Origin of the sequence: Leclercia sp. TB492 (assembly GCF_049974505.2) — a bacterium.
Lineage (GTDB): Bacteria > Pseudomonadota > Gammaproteobacteria > Enterobacterales > Enterobacteriaceae > Enterobacter > Enterobacter adecarboxylatus_C.
Map to the genome: position 1 here is coordinate 1,991,920 of NZ_CM127572.1, position 22,359 is coordinate 2,014,278.

At 57.0% G+C, this 22,359-nt stretch carries 22 protein-coding genes; 10 read left to right on the plus strand and 12 right to left on the minus strand.

Going from position 1 to position 22,359, the window contains the following annotated elements:
• Positions 1 to 64: 64 nt before the first annotated feature.
• Positions 65 to 1,066 (minus strand): ABC transporter substrate-binding protein, encoded by a 1,002-nt coding sequence (locus ACP4QI_RS09365; protein WP_426494943.1) that lies wholly within the window; start codon positions 1,064 to 1,066, stop codon positions 65 to 67.
• Positions 1,067 to 1,206: 140 nt separating this feature from the next.
• Positions 1,207 to 1,923, minus strand: coding sequence for a two-component system response regulator RstA (gene rstA / locus ACP4QI_RS09370; protein WP_426494806.1), 717 nt, complete (start codon positions 1,921 to 1,923; stop codon positions 1,207 to 1,209).
• 128 nt (positions 1,924 to 2,051) lie between these two features.
• Between rstA and ACP4QI_RS09375 the strand changes: the two genes are divergently transcribed.
• Positions 2,052 to 2,387: a GlpM family protein gene (locus ACP4QI_RS09375; RefSeq protein WP_142489276.1), complete on the plus strand. Its 336-nt coding sequence runs from the start codon at positions 2,052 to 2,054 to the stop codon at positions 2,385 to 2,387.
• Here the strand turns inward: ACP4QI_RS09375 and folM are convergent.
• The 3 genes from folM to ydgH form a co-directional block, all read right to left on the minus strand.
• The gene (gene folM / locus ACP4QI_RS09380) at positions 2,384 to 3,106 is read right to left on the minus strand and encodes a dihydromonapterin reductase (protein ID WP_231312488.1); all 723 of its coding nucleotides are present in this window, start codon (positions 3,104 to 3,106) and stop codon (positions 2,384 to 2,386) included. The genes ACP4QI_RS09375 and folM overlap by 4 nt on opposite strands.
• Before the next feature lie 38 nt (positions 3,107 to 3,144).
• Complete coding sequence (locus ACP4QI_RS09385; protein ID WP_142489278.1) at positions 3,145 to 4,527, minus strand: amino acid permease; 1,383 nt, start codon at positions 4,525 to 4,527, stop codon at positions 3,145 to 3,147.
• Positions 4,528 to 4,713: 186 nt separating this feature from the next.
• Positions 4,714 to 5,667, minus strand: coding sequence for a DUF1471 family protein YdgH (ydgH, locus tag ACP4QI_RS09390; RefSeq protein ID WP_426494805.1), 954 nt, complete (start codon positions 5,665 to 5,667; stop codon positions 4,714 to 4,716).
• Between the two features lie 535 nt (positions 5,668 to 6,202).
• On the opposite strand from ydgH, the gene pntA reads away from it, so the two are divergent.
• From pntA to ACP4QI_RS09405, 3 genes are all read left to right on the plus strand, one after another.
• On the plus strand, positions 6,203 to 7,732 hold the full coding sequence (pntA, locus tag ACP4QI_RS09395; RefSeq protein ID WP_142489280.1) for a Re/Si-specific NAD(P)(+) transhydrogenase subunit alpha: 1,530 nt from the start codon (positions 6,203 to 6,205) through the stop codon (positions 7,730 to 7,732).
• 10 nt (positions 7,733 to 7,742) lie between these two features.
• Entirely contained in the window at positions 7,743 to 9,131 is a 1,389-nt protein-coding gene (pntB, locus tag ACP4QI_RS09400) for a Re/Si-specific NAD(P)(+) transhydrogenase subunit beta (RefSeq protein WP_142489281.1), read from the plus strand.
• 112 nt (positions 9,132 to 9,243) lie between these two features.
• On the plus strand, positions 9,244 to 10,359 hold the full coding sequence (locus tag ACP4QI_RS09405) for a mechanosensitive ion channel family protein (protein ID WP_426494804.1): 1,116 nt from the start codon (positions 9,244 to 9,246) through the stop codon (positions 10,357 to 10,359).
• A gap of 36 nt (positions 10,360 to 10,395) precedes the next feature.
• On the opposite strand, the gene uspE is transcribed toward ACP4QI_RS09405, so the two are convergent.
• The 6 genes from uspE to ACP4QI_RS09435 form a co-directional block, all read right to left on the minus strand.
• On the minus strand, positions 10,396 to 11,346 hold the full coding sequence (gene uspE / locus ACP4QI_RS09410; RefSeq protein WP_426494803.1) for a universal stress protein UspE: 951 nt from the start codon (positions 11,344 to 11,346) through the stop codon (positions 10,396 to 10,398).
• A 135-nt stretch (positions 11,347 to 11,481) separates the two neighbouring features.
• Positions 11,482 to 12,234, minus strand: coding sequence for a fumarate/nitrate reduction transcriptional regulator Fnr (gene fnr / locus ACP4QI_RS09415; protein WP_032617879.1), 753 nt, complete (start codon positions 12,232 to 12,234; stop codon positions 11,482 to 11,484).
• A 182-nt stretch (positions 12,235 to 12,416) separates the two neighbouring features.
• Positions 12,417 to 12,932: a methylated-DNA--[protein]-cysteine S-methyltransferase gene (ogt, locus tag ACP4QI_RS09420; RefSeq protein ID WP_142489284.1), complete on the minus strand. Its 516-nt coding sequence runs from the start codon at positions 12,930 to 12,932 to the stop codon at positions 12,417 to 12,419.
• A gap of 11 nt (positions 12,933 to 12,943) precedes the next feature.
• Positions 12,944 to 14,470, minus strand: a complete 1,527-nt coding sequence (gene abgT, locus ACP4QI_RS09425; protein WP_142489285.1) for a p-aminobenzoyl-glutamate transporter — start codon at positions 14,468 to 14,470, stop codon at positions 12,944 to 12,946.
• A gap of 36 nt (positions 14,471 to 14,506) precedes the next feature.
• The gene (locus tag ACP4QI_RS09430) at positions 14,507 to 15,952 is read right to left on the minus strand and encodes a M20 family metallopeptidase (protein WP_426494802.1); all 1,446 of its coding nucleotides are present in this window, start codon (positions 15,950 to 15,952) and stop codon (positions 14,507 to 14,509) included.
• Positions 15,952 to 17,262 (minus strand): M20 family metallo-hydrolase, encoded by a 1,311-nt coding sequence (locus tag ACP4QI_RS09435; RefSeq protein WP_426494801.1) that lies wholly within the window; start codon positions 17,260 to 17,262, stop codon positions 15,952 to 15,954. Before ACP4QI_RS09435 ends, ACP4QI_RS09430 begins: the two co-directional genes overlap by 1 nt.
• 175 nt (positions 17,263 to 17,437) lie before the next feature.
• Here ACP4QI_RS09435 and ACP4QI_RS09440 point away from each other — a divergent pair, with 175 nt between their 5' ends.
• The 3 genes from ACP4QI_RS09440 (at position 17,438) to ACP4QI_RS09450 (ending at position 20,215) form a co-directional block, all read left to right on the plus strand.
• Positions 17,438 to 18,346, plus strand: coding sequence for a LysR family transcriptional regulator (locus tag ACP4QI_RS09440; protein WP_142489288.1), 909 nt, complete (start codon positions 17,438 to 17,440; stop codon positions 18,344 to 18,346).
• 345 nt (positions 18,347 to 18,691) lie between these two features.
• Positions 18,692 to 19,255 carry a DNA endonuclease SmrA gene (smrA, locus tag ACP4QI_RS09445; protein ID WP_285127820.1) on the plus strand — a complete coding sequence of 188 codons (564 nt, stop codon included), beginning with the start codon at positions 18,692 to 18,694 and terminating at the stop codon, positions 19,253 to 19,255.
• Positions 19,256 to 19,258: 3 nt separating this feature from the next.
• The gene (locus ACP4QI_RS09450; protein ID WP_426494800.1) at positions 19,259 to 20,215 is read left to right on the plus strand and encodes a zinc-dependent alcohol dehydrogenase family protein; all 957 of its coding nucleotides are present in this window, start codon (positions 19,259 to 19,261) and stop codon (positions 20,213 to 20,215) included.
• On the opposite strand, the gene ACP4QI_RS09455 is transcribed toward ACP4QI_RS09450, so the two are convergent.
• Positions 20,212 to 21,249, minus strand: a complete 1,038-nt coding sequence (locus ACP4QI_RS09455; RefSeq protein WP_142489292.1) for an AI-2E family transporter — start codon at positions 21,247 to 21,249, stop codon at positions 20,212 to 20,214. The two genes, ACP4QI_RS09450 and ACP4QI_RS09455, sit on opposite strands and share 4 nt — an antisense overlap.
• A 134-nt stretch (positions 21,250 to 21,383) precedes the next feature.
• On the opposite strand from ACP4QI_RS09455, the gene ACP4QI_RS09460 reads away from it, so the two are divergent.
• From ACP4QI_RS09460 to mdtI, 3 genes are all read left to right on the plus strand, one after another.
• Entirely contained in the window at positions 21,384 to 21,551 is a 168-nt protein-coding gene (locus ACP4QI_RS09460) for a protein YdgV (RefSeq protein WP_426494799.1), read from the plus strand.
• Between the two features lie 114 nt (positions 21,552 to 21,665).
• Positions 21,666 to 22,028, plus strand: a complete 363-nt coding sequence (gene mdtJ, locus ACP4QI_RS09465; RefSeq protein WP_285127817.1) for a multidrug/spermidine efflux SMR transporter subunit MdtJ — start codon at positions 21,666 to 21,668, stop codon at positions 22,026 to 22,028.
• On the plus strand, positions 22,015 to 22,344 hold the full coding sequence (gene mdtI, locus ACP4QI_RS09470; RefSeq protein WP_142489294.1) for a multidrug/spermidine efflux SMR transporter subunit MdtI: 330 nt from the start codon (positions 22,015 to 22,017) through the stop codon (positions 22,342 to 22,344). Before mdtJ ends, mdtI begins: the two co-directional genes overlap by 14 nt.
• Positions 22,345 to 22,359: the final 15 nt, after the last annotated feature.

A 22,359-nucleotide genomic window follows, 5' to 3' on the forward strand; every position in this document is an offset into this window, starting at 1 on the left:
ACTGCCGTCAGGCTGTGCTGCCGCCAGCGCGGCACTGTAGAGGGGACGCGGAAAGTCAGTATGCTCATGGTTCAGCCTGAAAGGTCGCCAGTTTTTCACTTATCGCCTCGACGGCATCGACATTACGCAATGAGGGATTCAGTGACATCGCGGGGACGACAATGATGTGTCCTTTTTTTACGGCGGGCAGGTTTCTGGTTACCGGGTCCTGATACAAAAAGGCTTTTTTAACAGCGACATCATCAGCGGGGTAAAGGCGCCGGGACATCTCAGCAATCACGATAACGTCAGGTTGCGCCTGAGCAATGTGTTCCCAGGTGACGGCAGGCCATTCATCGTGGGAATCAATAACGTTTTTCAGCCCCAGCGTGTGGCTGATCCAGCCCGGCGCGCCATAATCGCCCGCCACCCAGGGGTCGCCTTTCAGCCGGCTGCTGGAGAACCAGAACACAACTTTCAGCGGCCTGGTGTGCTGCGCGGCGGCGCGCGCCTGAGCCTTCTGAATACGAAGGGTCAGCGCCTCGTTGAGTTTTTTGCCCTGCGACTGAACGTCGAAAATGGCCGCCAGCTCGCTGATTTCACGCTCGATCTCCGCGATGGAGAAAGGCGTGCTGCGCGCCCCGTCGCTATTCGAACTGTCGGTCACGCTTTTGCCGATGCAGTCGGCGGGCGAAACCCAGGTCGGGATGCCAAGCGAAGCAAACTGTTCGCGGGTACCCGTTTCCCCCTGCGGCCCGATATGCCAGTGATATTGCGCCAGCACCAGATCGGGATGTTGAGCGGTGACAGCCTCAAAGGAAGGGGCGTTATCTGCCAGTTTTTTTATTCCCTTACTGCGCTCCGCCAGCGTATCGGGTAGGGGGCCAAACCAGACTGACGTCGCGCTGATTTTCTTTTCGAGCCCCAGCGCCAGCAGGAGTTCTGTCTCGTGTTGCCCGACCGTCACCACCCGCTGCGGGGCGCGCGTGAAGGTCTCTTTAACCCCACAGTTTTCTACCGTCAGCGGATAAACCTGTGCCGCAAAAACCGAATTCGCGAGGGCCGCGAGAACAGACGCCAGTACCATCTTTTTGATTAACACAATCCCACCCCATAATTGTTATGTTATAACATAATACATAATATGCGGATGGGAGCAAAAGATTAATCGCAGAAGAAGGTGTCTGTTAGCGGAAGCAGCCTGCAATGCCCGGCAGGCTGAGGGGGCTAAATATCCCAGGCGTGCGGCGCGAAGAGATAGCCTTTGTTACGTATGGTTTTAATGCGGAAAGGTTCGGTGGCGTTATCCAGCAGTTTCTTGCGCAGGCGGGAGATGGCCACGTCCACGCTGCGGTCCAGGCCATCGTAGCTGACGCCGCGCAGGTTTTTCAGCAGCGCGTCCCGGTCCATAATCTGCCCGGCATGGGTCGCCAGCTCCCACAGCAGATCGAAATCCGCCGTCGACAGCGCCACCTGTTCGCCGGACAGCAGCACCTGACGATTCACCGGATCAATGGACAGGGTGCCAAACCGCAGCGCTTTGTGCGGCGTTAGCAGCGGGGCGGAGGTATCACTGGTGGCCGCAACGCGCTGGCGCAGATGCAGGCGCAAACGTGCGAGCAGCACCGCCGGTGGGGTGGTTTTAAGAATATAGTCGTTAGCACCCATCTCCAGGGACAAGATATGGTTCATGTCGCTATCGAGGGAGGTCAGCAGCACAATCGGGCCCTGCCAGCGGGCACGCAGATCCCGGCACAGGGTCATACCGTCTTTACCGGGTAACATGATGTCCAGCAGCACCAGATCGGGATTTTCCCGCGCCACTACCTCTTCAGCACGGTCTCCACGGGCTTCGACGATGACCTCCATATCATGTTTACCCAGATAAGCGGCAATCAGCTGGCCCACTTCGGGTTCATCCTCAACGTATACGATCTTGTTCATAGCAAGTCTGTGTCTGCGGAAAACGCCAACATACACCGCAGAACCTTAACCTTCCATTAATCGTTCGCAAATTATTGCCGTTCCGTTATGCTGCCCGGCACTGTTAGTGAGTTGTTAAGGGAAAAAGGATGGGGTTGTTTATAAAAGCGGCGATAGGCGCGCTGGTGGTGCTACTGATAGGGATACTGGCCAAAACCAAAAACTATTACATAGCCGGGTTGCTCCCGCTGTTTCCGACCTTTGCCCTGATTGCCCACTATATTGTCGCCTCTGAGCGCGGCATCGAGGCGCTGCGCGCCACCATCATCTTTGGGATGTGGGCGATTATTCCGTACTTCCTTTATCTGCTCTCGCTCTGGTACTTCGTCGGCGTGATGCGTCTGCCCCTGGCGCTGGGCGGGGCGGTGGTCTGCTGGTGCCTCAGCGCCTGGGTATTAATCTTCTGCTGGGGCCGTTTTCACTAACGTAACGGCCGCCCGCCGTCGACGCCAAACGACCGGCCGGTAACGTAGCAGCTGGTCAGGATGTAGTCGATTAAGTCGATCACCTCTTTTTCTCCGGGGGCGATCTTCATCAGCGATTTATTCAGCGCCTTCTGACGATAGTCGGCATCGTCGTGCTCGTTAAACAGGATAAGCGACGGGGCGATGGCGTTGACCTTCACTTCCGGCGCCAGCTTGCGGGCAAACGAGCGGGTCATGTTATCCAGCGCGGCTTTGCTGGCGGCATAGGCAATGTGCTTATCGCTGCCGCGCTCTACCACATAGTCGGTGAAGTGAATGATGTCGCTGGCCGCATGGCCGTGCCCGCGCAGCAGATCCTGCAGAGCATGGTTCAGCAGGTAGGGCGCGTGAACGTGGATCTGTAGCATGCAGGAGAGCGTTTCGCTGAGCGAGTTGTCAGCCGTTTCTGGCATCCATGCGCTGGCATTATGAATGATGGCGCGTAATGCAGGGGTCTCGGCTTTTACGCGCTCTGCAAAGGCCAAAATACCCTCGTCGGTGGAAAAATCGGCCTCAATGCAGGTCGCACCCGCCTCGCACAGGGTGGCGATAGCAGGATATTTTGTCCGGTAGCTGACAATCACCGGCTGGTGAAGATTCAGAAAATGGTGGGCAAGCGCGAGGCCGATGCGACGGCCTCCGCCAGTAATCAGGATCGGGAGCGGCTTTGCGTGTCCCATCGTATTCTCCTTAACCGTTCGACGATGGGATAACTCGCTTATCCCATCAGCATCCACGTTGCCGGTAATGCGGCAACCAGTAACATTCCAATCAACACCATTTCACGGCGTTTCAGCGCGTGTTGCAGCTGGTGCGTGCGACGGGCATAAATAAACACCAGCAGCCCCGGCGCATAAAGTACCACGGAGAGCAGCAGATGCATCGGGCCGGAGGCATAAAGCAGCCATAAGCCATAAATACAGGCTCCCATTCCCACGACGTTGTGCATCGGGCGGGTGGCTATTTTTAACAAATATGCGCCCACCAGGAAATAGGGTACCAGAATCATCTCAGAGGCGATGGTTAACAGCGTGTTATAGTCCGAACCTGTGAGCCAGATCAGCACCAGACAAACCTGCACGCTGATATTGGTCAACCACAGCGAGGCGGAAGGCGCATTGTTCTTGTTCTGACGGGCAAACAGACGAGGAAACGCCTTATGCGTCGCGGCCAGGAACGGCACCTCTGCCGCCATAATGGTCCAGCTCAGATAGGCCCCACATACCGACACGATCAGACCGGCGGCAATCACCACTTCGCCCCAGGAACCCATCATTTTGACCATCAGGCCCGCCATCGACGGGTTACGCATCTCCGCCAGCTCAGGACGCGCCACCACGCCTAAGGAGAGCAGGGTGACCAACAGATAGACCCCCAGCGCGGCCAGTACCGCCAGCAGCGTGGCGCGACCGACGTCCTGTTTATTGCGCGCCCGGGCCGAGACCACTACCGCGCCTTCCACCCCGATAAAGACCCACAGGGTAATGAGCATGGTGTTTTTGACCTGCTCCCAGACCGGGACACCCAGCGCCACGCCGGTAAAGTCCAGGCTAAACACATCGAGACGAAACGCGATAAACGCCAGCACGATAAACAGCCCCAGCGGCACCAGCTTCGCCAGGGTGGCGACCAGGTTGATGCTCGCCGCGGTCTGCACGCCGCGCAGTACCAGGAAATGGACGAACCACAGCAGCACCGAAGATCCGACGATGGACTGCCAGGTATTGCCATCGCCAAAGAGGCGCAGTTCAGGCGTATCGGTAAAGAAACTCAGCGCAGAGAAAACGATCACCAGATAGGAGACGTTGGCGATCACCGCGCACAGCCAGTAACCCCATGCGGAACAGAAACCCACCAGCTCACCAAAGCCTTCGCGGGCGTAGGTGAAGATGCCGCCGTCGAGATCGGGACGGATGCGCGTCAGCAGCAGCATGGCAAAGGCCAGCAGCAGGATCCCGGCGCCGGTGATGCCCCAGCCGATAAGCAATGCTGACGGGCTGGCAACGGCAGCCATATTCTGCGGCAGACTGAATACACCTGCACCGAGCATGGAGCTTAAAACAAGCGCAGTTAAAGCGCTCAGGCCAAGTTTCTTTTCCATTGGCTTCCTTTTTAAAAAGGGTCAGATCCAGAATAATTATTTCGTCGAAACGCATAATAATGGTGGATCACACTAAGGCGCGGGATTTTACGGAGTGTCACGAAGGCATGCAATCAGGAAGGGCGGAATTCTGCGTAAAAAGCCAAAAAAAAGGCGGCATTACGCCGCCTCTGTGTATCTGTTTACTTATTTGTACAGGTCGGCGCTGATGGTCATGTTATTACCGCGTTCCTGCCACTGGCGGGTGATGTGGTAATACTTGGCCCCTTTCTTCGCCGCACGCTTCGCCACCTGGTAGGAGATTTCGGTCATGTTGCCGTAGTTACCGGTGAACTTGATGCTGTCGAACGGAATCATCTGCGCGGCAGTGGCGTTGTTCAGCTCTTCAATTTTGGTGCCGTCGTTGAGGGTAACGCTGTAACGGCCACCCTGAGTGGTTTGGGTCTCAAAGAAACGGCCCACACCGGCAGCGGAGGCGCCTGGCGCTGCGCTGGTCGCTACGCCCGGGATCTCGACTTTCTTCGCTTCTTCGCCGCCTTTGGCAATGGCCGCGCGGCCAGCATCAGAGTTAGCCGGGATGGCATCAGGGCTCTGGATCACACGTTTTTTGGCGTCTTTCTTGTAGACGTAGGCGGTGATCCGCTGGTTGCCGCCCTGGTTGGCATCAATCTGACGAACGATGAAGAAGGCGTCAGCCCCTTTCCCTTTCGCGGCTTTGGTGATGGCGTCGTTCACTTCCGGCTGGCTGCGGTAGAAGCCCTGTATGGTGACGGTATCAAACGGCTCAAGCATAACGGCCTGCTCTTTCGGCAGCTCCATCACGCCGTTAATGACGCGGTTTTTCGGCACTTCCGCTTTCGGGGCATTCTCCTTATACAGCGCAACGGTCACGCGCTGGTTGCCGCTGCTGCCATATTCGGAGTTATCCACGACGTAGAATGCGGCAGCGCCCTCTTTATCGGCGCGTTTGGAGGCGGCATTAACTGCATCGCCAATGGCGTTAAAACGACCTACGATCGTAACGTGATCGTAAGGTTTCGTTGCAGCCGCTTGCTCCGGCGTTAACTCTGTTGCGGCATTGGCAGACAGGGCGGTCGCAGCAAGGAGTGCGGACGCCAGGAGAGTGTTCTTAAGCTTCATAAAAATAATCCTTCGCCTTACGCAAACCAGGTACTGGTGTAGTTGTTAATTTGAAAACGTTGTTGATTATTGCATTTAACACCTGTCGCTGTCTGCGCGATTTTTCGCGACCGGTGCGGAGTAAGTCATCAAAATATATAACCTTTAGTGATATGTTGAAAAAACACGCGTTTGACCAGTAAAACTAATAAAGCATATGACTTTCACAAGTTGATTTAATGTTAATAAGTTGTTTCTTGCTGGGGCTATATCGTGTTTTTGCCGCTTCGCCTGAGCTAAACATCGGCCCTGGCGGGGAAATAAAGGTAGATATGCCTGTCTGAGACGCCGATCGCTTATTTTTGACAGTTAAAGTCATAAATAGTGTTTTCTTGCTGTGGATCACAGGCGGTATTTTCAGTAGGTTATAGAAAGTTTGTTACTGTTTTATTTTCTGCGGGTAAACGTGCGTGGCAGGTTAAGACTGTCACTGCCGGCGTATACCCGTGATGAACGTTCGACAAACCATCATCAAAAACCGATGGAAGGGATTACTATGCGTATTGGGGTACCAAGAGAACGGTTTGCCAATGAAACCCGCGTAGCGGCGACACCAAAAACGGTGGAACAGCTGCTTAAACTGGGTTTTACCGTCGCGGTTGAAAGCGGCGCAGGCAAGCTGGCAAGTTTCGATGACGAGGCGTTTATTCAGGCTGGCGCAGAAATTGTAGACGGCGCTAACGTCTGGCATTCAGACATCATTCTGAAGGTCAATGCACCGGAAGAGAATGAAATCGCACTGCTCAATCCGGGCACCACGCTGGTGAGCTTCGTCTGGCCGGCACAAAATCCGGAGCTGATGGAGAAACTGGCGGCACGTGGCGTGACCGCGATGGCGATGGACTCCGTGCCGCGCATCTCGCGTGCGCAGTCGCTGGATGCCCTGAGCTCGATGGCGAACATCGCGGGCTACCGTGCCATCGTCGAAGCCGCGCATGAGTTTGGTCGCTTCTTTACCGGGCAGATCACCGCGGCGGGTAAAGTTCCCCCGGCGAAGGTGATGGTTATCGGCGCAGGCGTTGCCGGGCTGGCCGCCATTGGCGCAGCCAACAGCCTGGGCGCTATCGTCCGTGCCTTTGACACCCGTCCGGAAGTGAAAGAGCAGGTGCAGAGTATGGGCGCCGAGTTCCTTGAGCTGGACTTTAAAGAAGAGGCAGGCAGCGGCGACGGCTACGCAAAAGTGATGTCCGAAGCCTTTATTAAAGCCGAGATGGCGCTGTTCGCCGCTCAGGCGAAAGAGGTGGACATTATTGTCACCACCGCATTGATCCCGGGTAAACCGGCGCCGAAGCTGATCACCCGCGAGATGGTCGACTCCATGAAGGCCGGCAGCGTGATCGTCGATCTGGCCTCGCAAAACGGCGGCAACTGCGAATATACCGTCCCGGGCGTGGTTACTACCACCGCCAACGGCGTGAAGGTGATCGGCTATACCGACCTGCCGGGTCGTCTGCCGACCCAGTCCTCCCAGCTGTACGGTACCAACCTGGTCAACCTGCTGAAGCTGCTGTGCAAAGAGAAAGACGGCACCATCACCGTTGATTTTGACGACGTGGTCGTGCGCGGCGTAACCGTGGTTCGCGAGGGTGAAATTACCTGGCCGGCACCGCCGATTCAGGTTTCCGCGCAACCGCAGGCGGCAGCCAAAGCCGCTCCGGCACCGAAAGAGCCGGAAAAACCGGCTTCGCCGTGGCGTAAGTTTGCCTTTATGGCGCTGGCGATCGTGCTGTTTGGCTGGCTGGCGGACGTCGCACCGAAAGAATTCCTGGGGCACTTCACCGTCTTTGCGCTCTCCTGCGTAGTGGGTTACTACGTCGTCTGGAACGTCTCCCATGCGCTGCATACGCCGCTGATGTCGGTCACCAATGCCATCTCCGGGATCATCGTGGTCGGGGCATTACTGCAGATTGGTCACGGCGGCTGGGTCAGTTTCCTCAGCTTTATCGCGGTACTGATCGCCAGTATCAATATTTTCGGTGGCTTCACCGTGACTCAGCGCATGCTGAAAATGTTTCGTAAGGGATAAGGGGTAACTTATGTCTGGAGGATTAGTTACCGCTGCATACATTGTTGCTGCGGTCCTGTTTATTTTCAGCCTCGCGGGGCTTTCAAAACATGAAACGTCGCAGCAGGGTAACAACTTTGGTATCGCCGGGATGGCGATTGCGCTGATTGCCACGATTTTCGGGCCGGACACCGGCAACGTTGCGTGGATCCTGGTGGCGATGATCATCGGCGGCGCCATTGGTATCCGTCTCGCCAAACGCGTTGAAATGACCGAAATGCCGGAACTGGTAGCGATCCTGCACAGTTTCGTGGGTCTGGCGGCGGTGCTGGTAGGCTTTAACAGCTACCTGTATCACGAGCCGGGGATGGAGCCGATTCTGGTGAACATCCACCTGACCGAAGTGTTCCTCGGGATCTTCATCGGTGCGGTGACCTTCACCGGTTCTATCGTGGCGTTCGGCAAACTGCGCGGCAAGATCTCCTCTAAACCGCTGATGCTGCCAAACCGCCACAAGTTGAACCTGGCTGCGCTGGTTGTCTCCTTCGTGCTGCTGGTGGTGTTCGTACGCACCGACAGCGTGGGCATGCAGGTGCTGGCGCTGCTGGTAATGACCATCATCGCGCTGGCCTTCGGCTGGCACCTGGTGGCCTCCATCGGTGGGGCAGATATGCCGGTGGTGGTTTCAATGCTGAACTCCTACTCCGGTTGGGCGGCAGCGGCGGCGGGCTTTATGCTGAGTAACGACCTGCTGATCGTGACCGGTGCGCTGGTCGGCTCGAGCGGTGCGATCCTCTCCTACATTATGTGTAAGGCGATGAACCGTTCGTTCATCAGCGTGATTGCCGGGGGCTTTGGTACCGACGGACAAACCTCCGACGGTGACGAAGAGGTGGGTGAGCATCGTGAGATCAATGCCGAAGATACCGCTGACCTGCTGAAAAATTCGCACTCGGTGATCATCACCCCGGGCTACGGCATGGCGGTAGCGCAGGCACAGTATCCGGTTGCGGAAATCACCGAGCGCCTGCGTGCCCGCGGCATCAAGGTGCGCTTTGGTATTCACCCGGTTGCCGGGCGTCTGCCGGGCCACATGAACGTGCTGCTGGCGGAAGCGAAAGTGCCTTACGACATCGTGCTGGAGATGGATGAAATCAACGACGACTTCTCCGATACCGACACCGTGCTGGTGATTGGCGCGAACGATACCGTGAACCCGGCGGCGCAGGACGATCCGAAGAGCCCGATCGCCGGTATGCCTGTTCTGGAAGTGTGGAAGGCGCAGAACGTTATCGTCTTCAAACGCTCCATGAACACCGGTTATGCCGGCGTGCAGAACCCGCTGTTCTTCAAAGAGAACACCCACATGCTGTTTGGCGACGCCAAAGCCAGCGTGGATGCGATCCTGAAAGCGCTGTAATACGGCGTTACGCACCCTAAAAAAACCGCCCCACCGGGCGGTTTTCTCATTTCTGCAGGCTCCTCGCGCTCACTGTCTATACTTTCCCTTTTTGCGTAAAGGGAGAAGGGACATGCAGTTTTTGTCACGTTTCGATTTTTTGACCTTAATGATGACCCCCAGATTCTGGATTGGCTTTGCCACCGTGACGGTGGTTACCCTGCTGATCTACTGGCTACTGAAGCGCCTCATCACCTTTGTCCATAAGGGCATCACCAACTGGGGTGATAAACATCCCGCTACCCACAAGATGCATTTTATCCTCACGGAAATACTTAACAGAACCAGCCGGGTTCTGCTGTTTGTGGTGGCCTTTCTGTTTAGCCTGCGGTTTGTCGAACTGCCGGATCGCCTCTATGGCGCCCTGAGCCATGCCTGGTTCCTGGTGCTGGCGATTCAGGTGGCGCTGTGGATGGATCAGGGGGTGGTCTCCTGGCTCCGGCACGTGATGCTGGCACCGGGGAGCCATAAAAACCCTGTCACCCTGGTGATCACCGGCATGATCCTGCGGGCAATTGTCTGGTCAGTGATGCTGCTGTCGATTCTTGCCAACGCGGGCGTCAACATTACTGCGCTGGTGGCAAGCCTTGGGGTGGGGGGGATTGCCATTGCGCTGGCGGTACAGACCATTCTCAGCGACGTCTTCGCCTCGCTCTCGATAGGTTTTGATAAGCCCTTCGAGATCGGGGATTTTGTGGTGTTTAACGACGTTGCCGGGACAGTAGAGCACATTGGCCTCAAAACGACGCGTATTCGCAGCCTGAGTGGGGAACAGATTGTCTGTGGGAATGCGATCCTGCTTCAGCAAACCCTGCATAACTACAAGCGTATGCAGACCCGTCGTATCGTCTTTACCTTCGGCGTGGCCAGCGATACGCCCCCGGAAAAGCTGCGGGTTATTGGCGATAACGTGAAGAAGATCATTACGGATATCGGCGAAACGCGTTTTGACCGTGCCCATCTGCTCGGGTTTGATAAGGACAGGCTTACCTTTGAAGTGGTGCATATCGTCAACACGGCGGACTACAACAAGTACATGGATATCCAGCAGGAGATCAACATCCGTATACTGGAGAGCCTAAATGATGAGGGGGTGAAACTGGCCTTGCCAAGCATGGTGCTGCATGCGCCCTGGATGAAAGAGGGTGAGGGTGTGCAACAGTCGCCTCAGCCCGCCATCGAGAGCTAAAAAAAAAGCCCGCCGTTACGGCGGGCTTTCTCATGGTTAATCGTCTTCGTCGTCGTCCAGTTCGACCGGGGTCTGATACTGGTCCGGCTTAATGACCAGCAGGTCGCAGCGCAGGTGATCGATCACCTGTTCCGCGGTGTTGCCGAGGAAGGCAGCAGAGATACCGGTGCGGCCAATCGTGCCCAGCACCACAATACCGGCTTGCAGATGCTCTGACAGATCCGGGATCACCTCTTCTGGCAGGCCTTTCTCGACGTGGGTCAACTTCTCATCAATACCGAATTTTTGCCGCAGCGCTTTCATCGCCAGCAGATGCTGGCCGCGAATGGCGTCGTTATACACGCTGGGATCAAATTCCGGGAGTTCGATGGCAATGTTAATCGGGGTAATCGGGTAGGCGCCCACCAGGTGGACTTCGGTATGGTTGACCTGCTCGGCCAGGTGTAGCGTCTCTTTCACCAGCTTTTCGTTCAGGGCATGGTGGTAGTTCTCTTCGCTGGCGAGATTTACCGCCACCACCGCTTTGCCGCCTTCCGGCCACGGCTGGTCTTTCACCATCCACACCGGGCACGGGCATTTACGCAGCAGGTGCCAGTCGGTTGGGGTAAAGATTACCGCTTCCAGCTTGTCGTGCTGGTGGGCCATCTTCAGCAGCAGGTCGTGCTCGCCGCTCACCACTTCCTGGATGATGGCTTCAAACGGACGGTTGTGCCACACCACTTTGATCTCAATGGGCACACCGGCATCAAGATAGAATTTTGCCTGCTCGCGGATCCACGCGGTACGCTGGCTGATCACTCCCTGACGCATAGCGGTGCGTTCGTCAGGCGACAGAAGGGTGGTCATTTCGTAAGAAAAGTCATATATCGGCAGAAACGCTTTTATCCTGCCACCAATCCGTTGATGTAAATAGACAGCTCGTCGTAACGCCGGTTGATCGTCCTGATTAGGATCGATGGCCACCAGCATGTTTTGATACTTTGCCATACAGGTCTCCTTACTACTGTCACCACAGTCTGTAATTAAAAGAGTAACCTATATATCTGAAATGAAACAGAGGGGAAGATTTGCCAGATCAATAAATCAGTAAAATTATCGATCTGGCAGGGGAATCGGAGAGGTTTATGCCACGTTACGGGAATGGCCCGCCAGCACAGCCAGCGCTTCACCGTTTTCGATGGTGATATATTTCCCTTTTACCGCCAGCATGCCGCTTTTCTGGAAACGACCCAGCAGACGGCTGATGGTTTCAACGGTCAGGCCCAGGTAGTTACCGATATCGCCACGGGTCATGGTCAGACGGAACTCACGCGGAGAAAAACCACGTTCGGCGAAACGACGGGACAGGTTATAGATAAACGCGGCCAGACGCTCTTCGGCATTCTTTTTGGACAGCAGCAGGATCATGTCCTGATCGCCTTTGATCTCACCGCTCATCAGACGCATCATCTGCTGGCGCAGGTTAGGCATTTTGCCTGACAGATCGTCCAGAGTTTCAAACGGGATTTCGCAAACCATTGAGGTTTCCAGCGCCTGAGCGAAGCTCGGGTGGTTACCGGTGCCGATCGCATCAAAGCCTACCAGATCGCCCGCCAGGTGGAAGCCAGTGATCTGCTCGTCGCCCTGTTCGGTAATGGTATAGCTCTTGATGGTGCCAGAACGGATAGCGTACAGCGATTTCAGTTCGTCTCCCGCTTTAAACAGCGTTTGCCCTTTCTGAATCGGCTTTTTACGCTCGATAATATTATCAAGCTGATCCAGCTCGTGCTCATTCAGGGTGAACGGGATACAGAGCTGGCTGATGCTGCAGTCCTGACAATGGATAGCACAACCGCCAGACTGAATGCGTCGAATAATTCGCTTTTCCGGGATCATAGGTTTGCTCAAGCCTTAATTGATATTGGTCAATTTTAACATCTTTTTGGACCCTACGTAAGCCTGGTAAACCATCAATCAGGACAAGAAGCGTGAATGCGCCAGCATCTTCTTGAAATTCCACAAATTAGCTGCGGACTTTATCGCTAACTTAAGGAAAATTAAGCACTAAAAGCCTGGAACTACAGCAATAAATAGCCCTCGTGACGCAGCAGCCACTCTTTGCGCTGCACCCCGCCCGCGTAGCCTGTCAGGGTGCCGTTGCGACCAATAACGCGGTGACAGGGCACCACAATACTGACCGGATTTGACCCGTTCGCCGCACCCACGGCGCGCGCTGCGCCGGGGCGACCAAGCTGTTCCGCCAGCTGACCGTAATGCATCACCTGGCCGCAGGGAATGGATCGCAACGCCTGCCACACTTCACGCTGAAAGGGGGTGCCAGCCGTGGCGGTCGGCAGAGTGTCGATAATGCTGAGATCGCCCTCGAACCAGGCGGTCAGCTTATCGCTAAGTCCGCCCGGATTGCTGGCGCTGATGCGCTCGTAGCCCTGCGCCCGGTAGTGGATATTCAGCAGTTCTACCATCCGGTTGCTGTGCTCCTCCCACTCCACGGCGCGCAGGTTAAATTGCTCGTCCGCAATCACCCACAGCGGCCCCAGCGGGGTAGCAATTTTATCTTCGAGTAATCTCAGCATTGTGCTCTTCCTTAATTCAGTCGCGGGTACACTCCCGGCCCAATGGGCAGGCCGACAAGATACCACGCCACCAACATGAGCAACCATACTCCTAAAAAGATAAGCGGATACGGCAGCACCAGCGAATAGTAGGTACCCAGTTTGGCCTCGGGCTTATAGCGCTGCAGGAAGCCTAAAAACAGCGGTACGAACGGCGACACCGGGGCCAGCGGGATCACCGATGAATCCGCCACGCGGAACAGGATCTGCGCAAACGCCGGATGGAAGCCGAGCAGCATAAACATCGGCACGAAGATAGGGGCCAGAATCGACCAGATGGCCGATCCGCTGGCGATAAACATGCACAGCAGGGAGGAGAGCAGCGCCAGGCCGACAAAGGCGGGCACGCCGCTCAGCCCGGCGGTTTCCAGCAGGTCGGTCAGGCCCACCGCCATAAACTTGCCCATGTTGCTCCAGTTGAACATGGCGACAAACTGCGCCAGCGGGAACACCATCACGATAAACCCGGCCATCTCTTTCATCGGCTCGATCATCAGCTGGGGCAGATCGCCCTGACGACGCACTTTTCCGGTGGCGATGCCGTACGCCAGCGACACCACAAAAAAGAACAGGATGATCAGCGGCACGATGCCTTTAATAAACGGCGAGGGCAGTACGGTGTGCTGGACCGGATCGCGCAGAATGCCGTTCTCCGGCACTACCATCAGGGCGATGGCGGCGATAAACAGCAGCGATACCCCCCCGGCAACGCGCAGCCCGCGGCGCTGCTCCGGCGACAACGCATCCAGCTTCTCGTCGCTGCTGCCCTGCCACTTGCCCAGACGCGGCTCAACGATCCTGTCGGTAATCAGCCCGCCGACAACAGTCAGCACAATCACCGAACTGGCCATAAAGTACCAGTTGTCAATCACGCTGACGTGCATCGCGGCATCAATGGTTTTGGCCGCTTCGGTGCTGATGCCGGAGAGCAGCACGTCGGTGGTGACGATCAGCAGGTTGGCGGTAAAACCGCACCCGACACCGGCAATGGCCGCCAGCAGGCCCGCCACCGGATGGCGTCCGACGGCGAGGAAGATCAGCGCGCCCATCGGCGGCATGATCACCAGCGCCGCATCGGACGAGATATGGCTGAAGAAGGCGATAAACAGCACCATATAGCTGGCGTAACGCGCGCTGACGTGAGAGGCCATTTTCACCATCAGGGCAGGCAGCAGGCCGGAACGTTCGGCCAGGCCGGCACCCAGCACCAGGGCCAGGATCGCCCCCAGCGGGGCAAAGCCGCTGAAGTTTTTAATCACATTAGGTAAAAACCAGTGCAGCCCTTCAACGCTCAGCAGATTTTTGACAACGACCATGCTGCCATCGGCCGGATTGCGGGCGCTGACGTTAAAGGCCGACAGCACGGCGGTGGCTGCCGCCAGGATCACAATCAAATAAACGAAAAGCAGGAAAGGGTGCGGCACTTTATTGCCGATCCTTTCAACCCAACCATAGAGCTTGCCGGATGGGGAATGCGAAGGTATGGATGACATACTCATGGGCGTTCCTCGGGAGTGTTGTGTTGTTGTGTTTTATTATTTTAAAGGTGACGGTGTCACGTTTTCTGGGATCGGGCAGACGTACGGTTTTTCGGTTACTTGTTGCGTAAACTCCTCGCGGCAGGCGGCCAGCAGCGCCGGATCCCGCAGCAGCGCCAGCGCGGTGGCTCCCATCACTTTACCGGCCAACAGCATCCCCTTATGGGCGATGGAGGTGCGGCCCTGAGCCACCAGCTGCCAGGTGTGCAGCGGCGTGCCGACGGTAAAGCAGGGGCTGAAGCACTGGGCGACCGGCATTTTCCAGCTGACATCCCCCACGTCGGTGGAGCCCGCCAGGACGTTATCAGTAATGGCATACGGGGCCACCTCGTCCACCAGCAGGGTGTGCTGATGGCGACGGGCAAACTGCTTGCCGTCTTCCCCGCCGGTGGCGGCGATATTTTTCAGGCTGTTTTGCAGATCGTTATCGGTCAGGGTAGCGCGGATCTCCGCCGCAAACGCGCGCTCATCATCGCTCCACGCCGGGGTGCCGTAATGCTTTAGGGCGCTGTACATCGCGGCCTCCAGCGTGCGGTTCGGCAGGTAGCTGGAGCAGGCTTTATCGAAACGGCGTTCGACGGTAGTTTCGGTCATCAGCGCGGCACCCAGGGCAATCTTTTCGATCCGCTCATAGATTTGCTGCGCATCGGCCATCTCCGGGGCGCGGATCAGATACAGCACTTCCGCCTGGGCCTGCACCACGTTCGGGGAGATCCCGCCGGTATCGGTGATGGCGTAGTGGACGCGGGCTTTTTCAATGATGTGTTCATTGAGGAAGTTGGTGCCGGTGGTCATCAGGGTGACGGCGTCCAGCGCGCTGCGCCCCAGATGCGGAGAGTTGGCGGCATGGGCTGCTGTACCGTGAAAACGCCATGCTGCCTGGATGTTGGCTAAGGTACTGACGTTAAACATTCCGGCGAAGGCCTCGGGGTGCCAGGTGACGGCGGCGTCGACGTCGTCGAACAGCCCTTCGCGCACCATAAAGGTTTTACCCGATCCGCCCTCTTCGCCAGGGCAGCCGTAAAAGCGCAGGGTGCCGCTGCCGCCGTGCTGCTCCAGCCAGCTTTTTGCCGCCACCGCAGCCGCCAGCCCGGCGGTGCCGAGCAGGTTATGCCCACAGCCGTGGCCGTTGGCGCCGGGGGTGTCGGTTTGCGGGGTGGCGCAGTGCGCCTGCTGGCTTAAGCCTGCCAGGGCATCGTACTCCCCCAGAATGGCGATCACTGGTTTGCCTTCGCCGTAGCTGGCAATAAAGGCGTTCGGCACGCCTCCGGCCTCGCGGGCCAGGCTAAAGCCGGCCTCTTCCAGGGCGCAGGCCAGCCGTTCGGCGGACCAGAACTCTTCGAAACGGGTCTCCGGGTGATCCCAGATCTCATCGGCAATGTCGGTGAAAAGCTGACATCGGGTATCGATGGCATCCTCAATAAAACGGTAGATATTCTCCATTACACACCTCGCGTCCACGGGAAGTTAAGCGCGGTTCGCGCCAGGGTTTCGATGGCGATGAGCATCACCGTCTCGTCGAAATCGAATTTTTCGTTGTGGTGTCCGGCGCTCAGGGTGGTGCCAAAGACCATATAGGAGGCGAGGCCGCCATTCTGCTGAACGCGGGCCATCATCAGGGTGGCATCCTCAGATCCGGCAGGGGCTTTTACCTTATCGATGGCCTGTTCCACACTGGCAACCTGCGATGCCTGCTCGCGCAGGTAGTTCACCCATGCCGGAGAGGGGGCGCTGGAGGTCGCTGCGCCCATCAGACGCAGCTCGGTGCTGACGCCGTGCATCGCCGCCGCGCCGTCAATGACCGCTTTTGCGCGCTCGAACATATAGTGATTAATGGCTTCGCTCTCGCCGCGGGTCTCTACCTTCAGCAGCGCGCTGGCGGGGACCACGTTACGACCGCTGCCCGCCTGCATTACGCCGACGTTCACGCGGGACGCGCCTTCGCTGTGCGGGGCGATGCTGTGCAGGCCAAGAGCTGCCTGGGCGGCGGCCAGCAGGGCATTGCGACCCTCTTCGGGTTTGCCGCCCGCGTGCGCGGCCACGCCGGTAAAGCGCACGTCAAATTTGGTGGTGGCCATAAAGTTATCGCTGCCGCAGATCACGGTGCCCGCCGGCACGCCGGTGCCAATGTGGATCGCGGTGAAGTAGTCCACGCCGTCAAGCGCGCCGGCGGCGACCATGGCCCGCGCGCCGCGGGTGCCCTCTTCGGCAGGCTGGAAGATGAGTTTGATGGTGCCGTTCAGCTGCGCGCGGTACTGCATCAGCAGGTGCGCCAGCCCGAGGCCGATGGTGGTGTGGCCGTCGTGGGCGCAGGCATGCATCATGCCGCTGTTGCAGGAGGCAAAGCCTTCCCGGACAGGGAGATGATCGTCCTGAGCGGATTCATCCAGATCCAGCGCGTCCATGTCGACCCGAAACGCCAGCGTCGGCCCCGGGCGGCCGGTATTCAGCGTGGCAACAATGCCGGTAAAACCGCCTTCAAAGGCGCTGAGCCATTTTTCCGGCGCACCTTGCTGACGCGCGCGGGCAAAGGCCTGGGCCAGGGTGGCCTTGTCGGGCAGACCCATGCGGCTGTCGGCATCGACCACATCGCGGCCCATCGCCAGCGTGTAGCCCAGTTGATCCAGCACCTCTGCGACTTTTGCCGCGGTGCGGAACTCCACCCAGCCCGACTCCGCAAAGTGATGGAAATCGCGTCGCCAGGCGATGAGTTGCGGGAAGAGGGTTTGCAGGTCCTGCGCCAGTGTATGCATATCGTTTCCTGTCATCATTAGAATATGTGAACTGCTTCACACTGTGATAGTTTTTACTTATCACTAACCGTTTTTTCACAGATTTAACCGTTCGTGGCTTACCCTGGCACAATCAATTCCATTACAGTAGATGACAGTTTCTTTACTCTGATAGACAACGGTTATCGGTGCCGACATGACATTCCAGGTAAAATTTCATCAGCTGCGAGCCTTTGTGGAAGTGGCACAGCAGGGGAGCATCCGTGGGGCGGGTCGGGTGTTGAACCTGTCGCAGCCGGCGTTAACCAAATCGATTAAAGAGCTGGAAGAGGGCATCGCGGCGCAGCTATTCATCCGCCGCAGCAAAGGGGTGACCTTAACCGAGTGCGGAGAGAGTTTTTACCAGCACGCCAGGCTGATACTTGAAGAGTTACGCAGCGCGCAGGACGATATTCGCCAGCGGCAGGGCCAGCAGGCCGGGCAGATTAATATCGGCATGGGCGCCAGTATTGCCCGCCTGTTAATGCCTGCGGTCATTACCCGTTTCCATCAGCAGCACCCGCAGGTCAAGGTGCGTATTATGGAAGGGCAATTAGTTTCGATGATTAATGAATTACGCCAGGGGGAGCTTGATTTTACCATCAATACCTATTACCAGGGGCCGTATGATCATGAATTCACGTTCGAAAAATTGTTTGAGAAGCCTTTTGCGATATTTTGTCGGGCAGATCATCCGGCAATAGGTGCGGAATCCATTAATGCGTTGCTGAAATATAGCTGGACGATGCCAACCCCGCGAGGCAGTTATTATAAGCAACTGGAGGAGATGTTTTCCCACCGGGATCAGATCCCCCATATTGGCGTGGTATGTGAGACCTTTTCGTCCTGTATTAGCCTGGTGGCGCAGAGCGATTTTCTCAGCATACTGCCGCAGGAGCTGGGCTGCGACCCGCTGTTGGCCAACAGGCTGGTGATGTTGCCGGTGAAAGAGCCGTTACCGAAAGCGACCTATTACCTTATTCAACGAAGGGACTCCCGACAGACACCGTTGACCACCTCATTAATCACACAATTCAGACGTCATGCCCGGCAGGTTATTTATTAGACAGTATAAGGTTAAAAAAATGGAGCCCGTCGACATCCAACAGACTCCACAGTACACACAGCATTGCTCCAGATGCAACTCTGCTTATTATTTCCGTTGTGCAGATAACTTCATATATAACATCTTTTAGTGATAAATAAAGGAATTAACGTAACGGGATCATAAAAATTTAATGTAAGTCATAAAGTTAATCATTAATAAAAATTAATTTCAGTCCACATGCATTATCCATTAAATTTAGTTTATTAATTATTGTTTTTGGAATGATTAACCGACCTGTAACGCCGTATTGAGCCACGTGAAAGGGGCAGGTATAGTACCCTGTCAGCTAAGCAGGAGGATGCCATGAACCCAGACGATAAATCGCTTTTTCTCGATGCGATGGAGGATGTCCAGCCTCTCAGGCGTTGTACCGACGTCCACTGGCAGCCCGCCGCCACCCCGCGCACTCGCCAGCCTGTGGACACCAGCCAGTTGGATAACTTTCTCACCACCGACTTTCTGGATGTTCTGCCTCTGGCAGAGCCGCTGGCGTTTCAGCGGGAAGGGGTGCAACAGGGGGTATTCGATAAGCTGCGCTCGGGCAAATACCCCCGCGAGGCGAGCCTCACCTTATTGCGTCAGCCCGTGGAGCAGTGCCGCCAGCAGCTGTTTACCTTCATTCGCCAGGCGGAGCGTGACGGCTTGCGTAACCTGATTATCATTCACGGTAAAGGGCGCGACGATAAGTCCCACGCCAACATCGTGCGCAGCTATCTGGCGCGCTGGCTGCCGGAGTTCGAGGCGGTACAGGCGTTTACCGTGGCCCAGCCGCATCACGGCGGCAGCGGCGCCTGCTATGTTGCACTGCGCAAGTCCAGTGAGGCGAAGCTCGAAACCCGCGAACGGCTGGCCAAGCGCAGCCGCTGAAGCATGGACAATAGCGCATTATGCTACCGCCAGTTCGGCGAACCTGAGTCTGTTTTGCAGCGGGAGGCCGCGGCAAAAGCCCCCCTGCAGCCGGGAATGCTCCGGGTGCGGATGCGACTCGCCCCGGTCAACGCCTCAGATCTGATCCCCATCACCGGGGCTTACCGTCATCGCATCACGTTGCCCGCCATCGCCGGATATGAAGGCATGGGTCAGGTGATTGCCGCTTCGGACGGCGCTGCGCTTCTGCCGGGCCAGCGGGTTTTGCCCCTGCGCGGGGAAGGCACCTGGCAGCAATATGTTGATTGCCCGGCGGCGCTGGCGATCCCGGTTCCCGATTTCGTTGAGGACGCGCTGGCGGCGCGGGCGTTTATCAACCCGATGGCGGCCTGGCTGATGCTCAACCTCTGGCCTGTGCAGGGTAAAAGGGTACTGCTGACCGCCGCCGGGTCGGACTGCGCCATTCTGCTCGGGCAGTGGGCACAGCGGCGGGGGGCGACGGCGGTGTACGGCATTCACCGTTCGGCGATCCATGCCGACAGGCTGCGGGCAATGGGGATCGTCCCGGTTGCGCAGCAGGACAGCGATACCGTGCGCGCCCTCGCCGCGTCCAGCGACATTGTCTATGACGCCACCGGCGGCGAGCTGGCCCAGACCATCCTCAATTCGATGCGCAGCAGCGCAACGTTTGTCTGCTACGGGCTGCTCTCCGGCCAGCCCTTTTCGTTACAGCGTCATTTTCCGCCGACGCACTGGTTCCATATTCGCAACCACTTTGCGGCGCTCAGCCCGCAGGCGTGGCAGGCGGCGTTTAGTGAAATCTGGCCGCTGCTGGCTGAGAGCCAGTACAGCGACGCCATGCTGATCCCCTTTAGTGCCTGGCCGTCGGCGCTGGCCGGCTACCGCCAGGCGGGGCGTACCCACAAGCCGCTGCTGGACTTTACCCGCGATAATCCTTAGTTCGCCCGGCTCATATCACTCAGCAGCAGCGCAATACTTTTGCCGCCGGTGGTCTGCTCCAGCGCAATCTTCACGATAATGGTCAGAGGCACCGACAGGAGCATCCCCACCGGCCCCAGCAGCCAGCCCCAGAAGATCAGCGACAGGAAAACCACCAGCGTGGAGAGGCCCAGCCCGCGCCCCATTAACCGGGGCTCGAGAATGTTGCCGAAGATCAGGTTGACGATCAGATACCCCGCCAGCAGCACCAGCGCCGGGTAAAAGCCGCTGAATACCAGCACCTGCGCAATGGGCGGGATGGCCGCCAGCACCGATCCGATGTTGGGGATATAGTTCAGGGCAAAGGCCAGCAGAGCCCAGACAAAGGCGAACCGTACCTCCAGCGCTGCCAGCATCCCCCAGACCACCAGCCCGGTCACCAGGCTGATGGCGGTCTTCAGCACCAGATAGTGCGAGACGCTGTCGAGGGCGCGCTGAATGGCGGCCATCCCCTCTACCGGGCGGGACATTAGCGGCTGGAGCTTCGCCGGCAGCTGCGGCACCTCCAGCAGCATAAACACCACGGTCAGCAGCAGCAGAAAGATAGACGTCATGGCACTGGAGAGCTGCGCCAGCAGGGCGGTTACCAGCGTCATGGCGGCATTAGGGTCGATATACTTCAGCAGCTCCTCCATCGACACTTCGATCCCGGCCCGCTGCAGCCAGGGCTCCAGATGCAGTAAAGGCACGGCCAGCGAGGTACGGTAGTGCGGCAGGGTGCGCGCCAGCTCATTCAGCGAGGTGCCCAGATAGGCCACCAGTAACGCCATAAAAACCACGATAAGCAGGATCGGCAGGACGATCGCCAGCACCCGGGGAAGACGCAGGCGCACCAGACGCCGCACCAGCGGGTGCAGCACCACGGCGATAAACAGCGCCAGGATAAAGGGCACAATAATATCCGCCGCAATGCGGATCCCCGTCAGCACAATCACCAGCATGCCGAGCATGATGACTATTTTTAATCCGTTGAGGGTAATAATGGGTTTGGCCATGCTGGCTCCTGATGCCGTCCTTTTTATATATTCTAATGGCGCGGCGCTTTTAATAAATTAACCAAACGCAAACGGCGAGGGTAAAGAAATGAAAAGGCTTTGAGTAAAATCCTGGCTTATGGTAAAAATCAGCTGTGTTTAACTACCGGAGACAATTTTCATCTGCACTGACGAGAAGCAACACCGCAGATAATTGTAATTTTATGGACAATCTGTTCAGGATCTATTTTTCAAACCTCTCTGTTTTACTCTCCTCTTTTTGCCTACTGTCTGGCGAGCAACACTGGCGCACCGCGCTGTAGACCCTCTCTCTGCCTGAGCTGGCGCCTTGCGCCCGGCTGAATCTTCATTCGTTTTTACCCGGCTGCCACCAGTGGCGAGCCGCGAAGGATTATATTCTCAAGCAGGAGAAAAACATGTTTTACTGGATCCTCTTAGCCCTTGCTATCGTTGCTGAAATAACCGGCACCCTCTCAATGAAATGGGCCAGCGTCAGCGGCGGTCACACCGGTTATATTTTAATGCTGTCGATGATTGCGCTGTCCTATATTTTCTTGTCTTTTGCGGTTAAAAAAATCGCGCTGGGCGTAGCCTATGCATTATGGGAAGGGGTAGGTATTTTCTTAATCACCCTGTTTAGCGTTTTACTGTTTGATGAGTCGCTGTCGCTGATGAAAATGGCAGGACTGACGACGCTGGTAGCGGGAATAATATTCATCAAATCCGGCACCCGCAAAGCGGTAAAACAGCGCAAGGAGGCGACCCATGCCACAGTTTGAGTGGGTACATGGCGCCTGGCTGGCGCTGGCGATCGTCCTGGAGATTGCCGCTAACGTGCTGCTGAAGTTTTCCGACGGTTTTCGCCGCAAAGCCTATGGTCTGCTGTCGATTGCGGCGGTACTGGGCGCGTTCAGCGCCCTGTCGCAGGCGGTTAAAGGTATTGAGCTGTCGGTGGCCTATGCCCTATGGGGCGGGTTTGGGATTGCGGCGACGCTGGCGGCGGGCTGGATCCTGTTTGGTCAACGGCTGAACCAGAAGGGCTGGATTGGCCTGCTTCTACTCCTGGCCGGAATGATCATGATAAAACTGGCCTGATAACGTCGCTGCCTG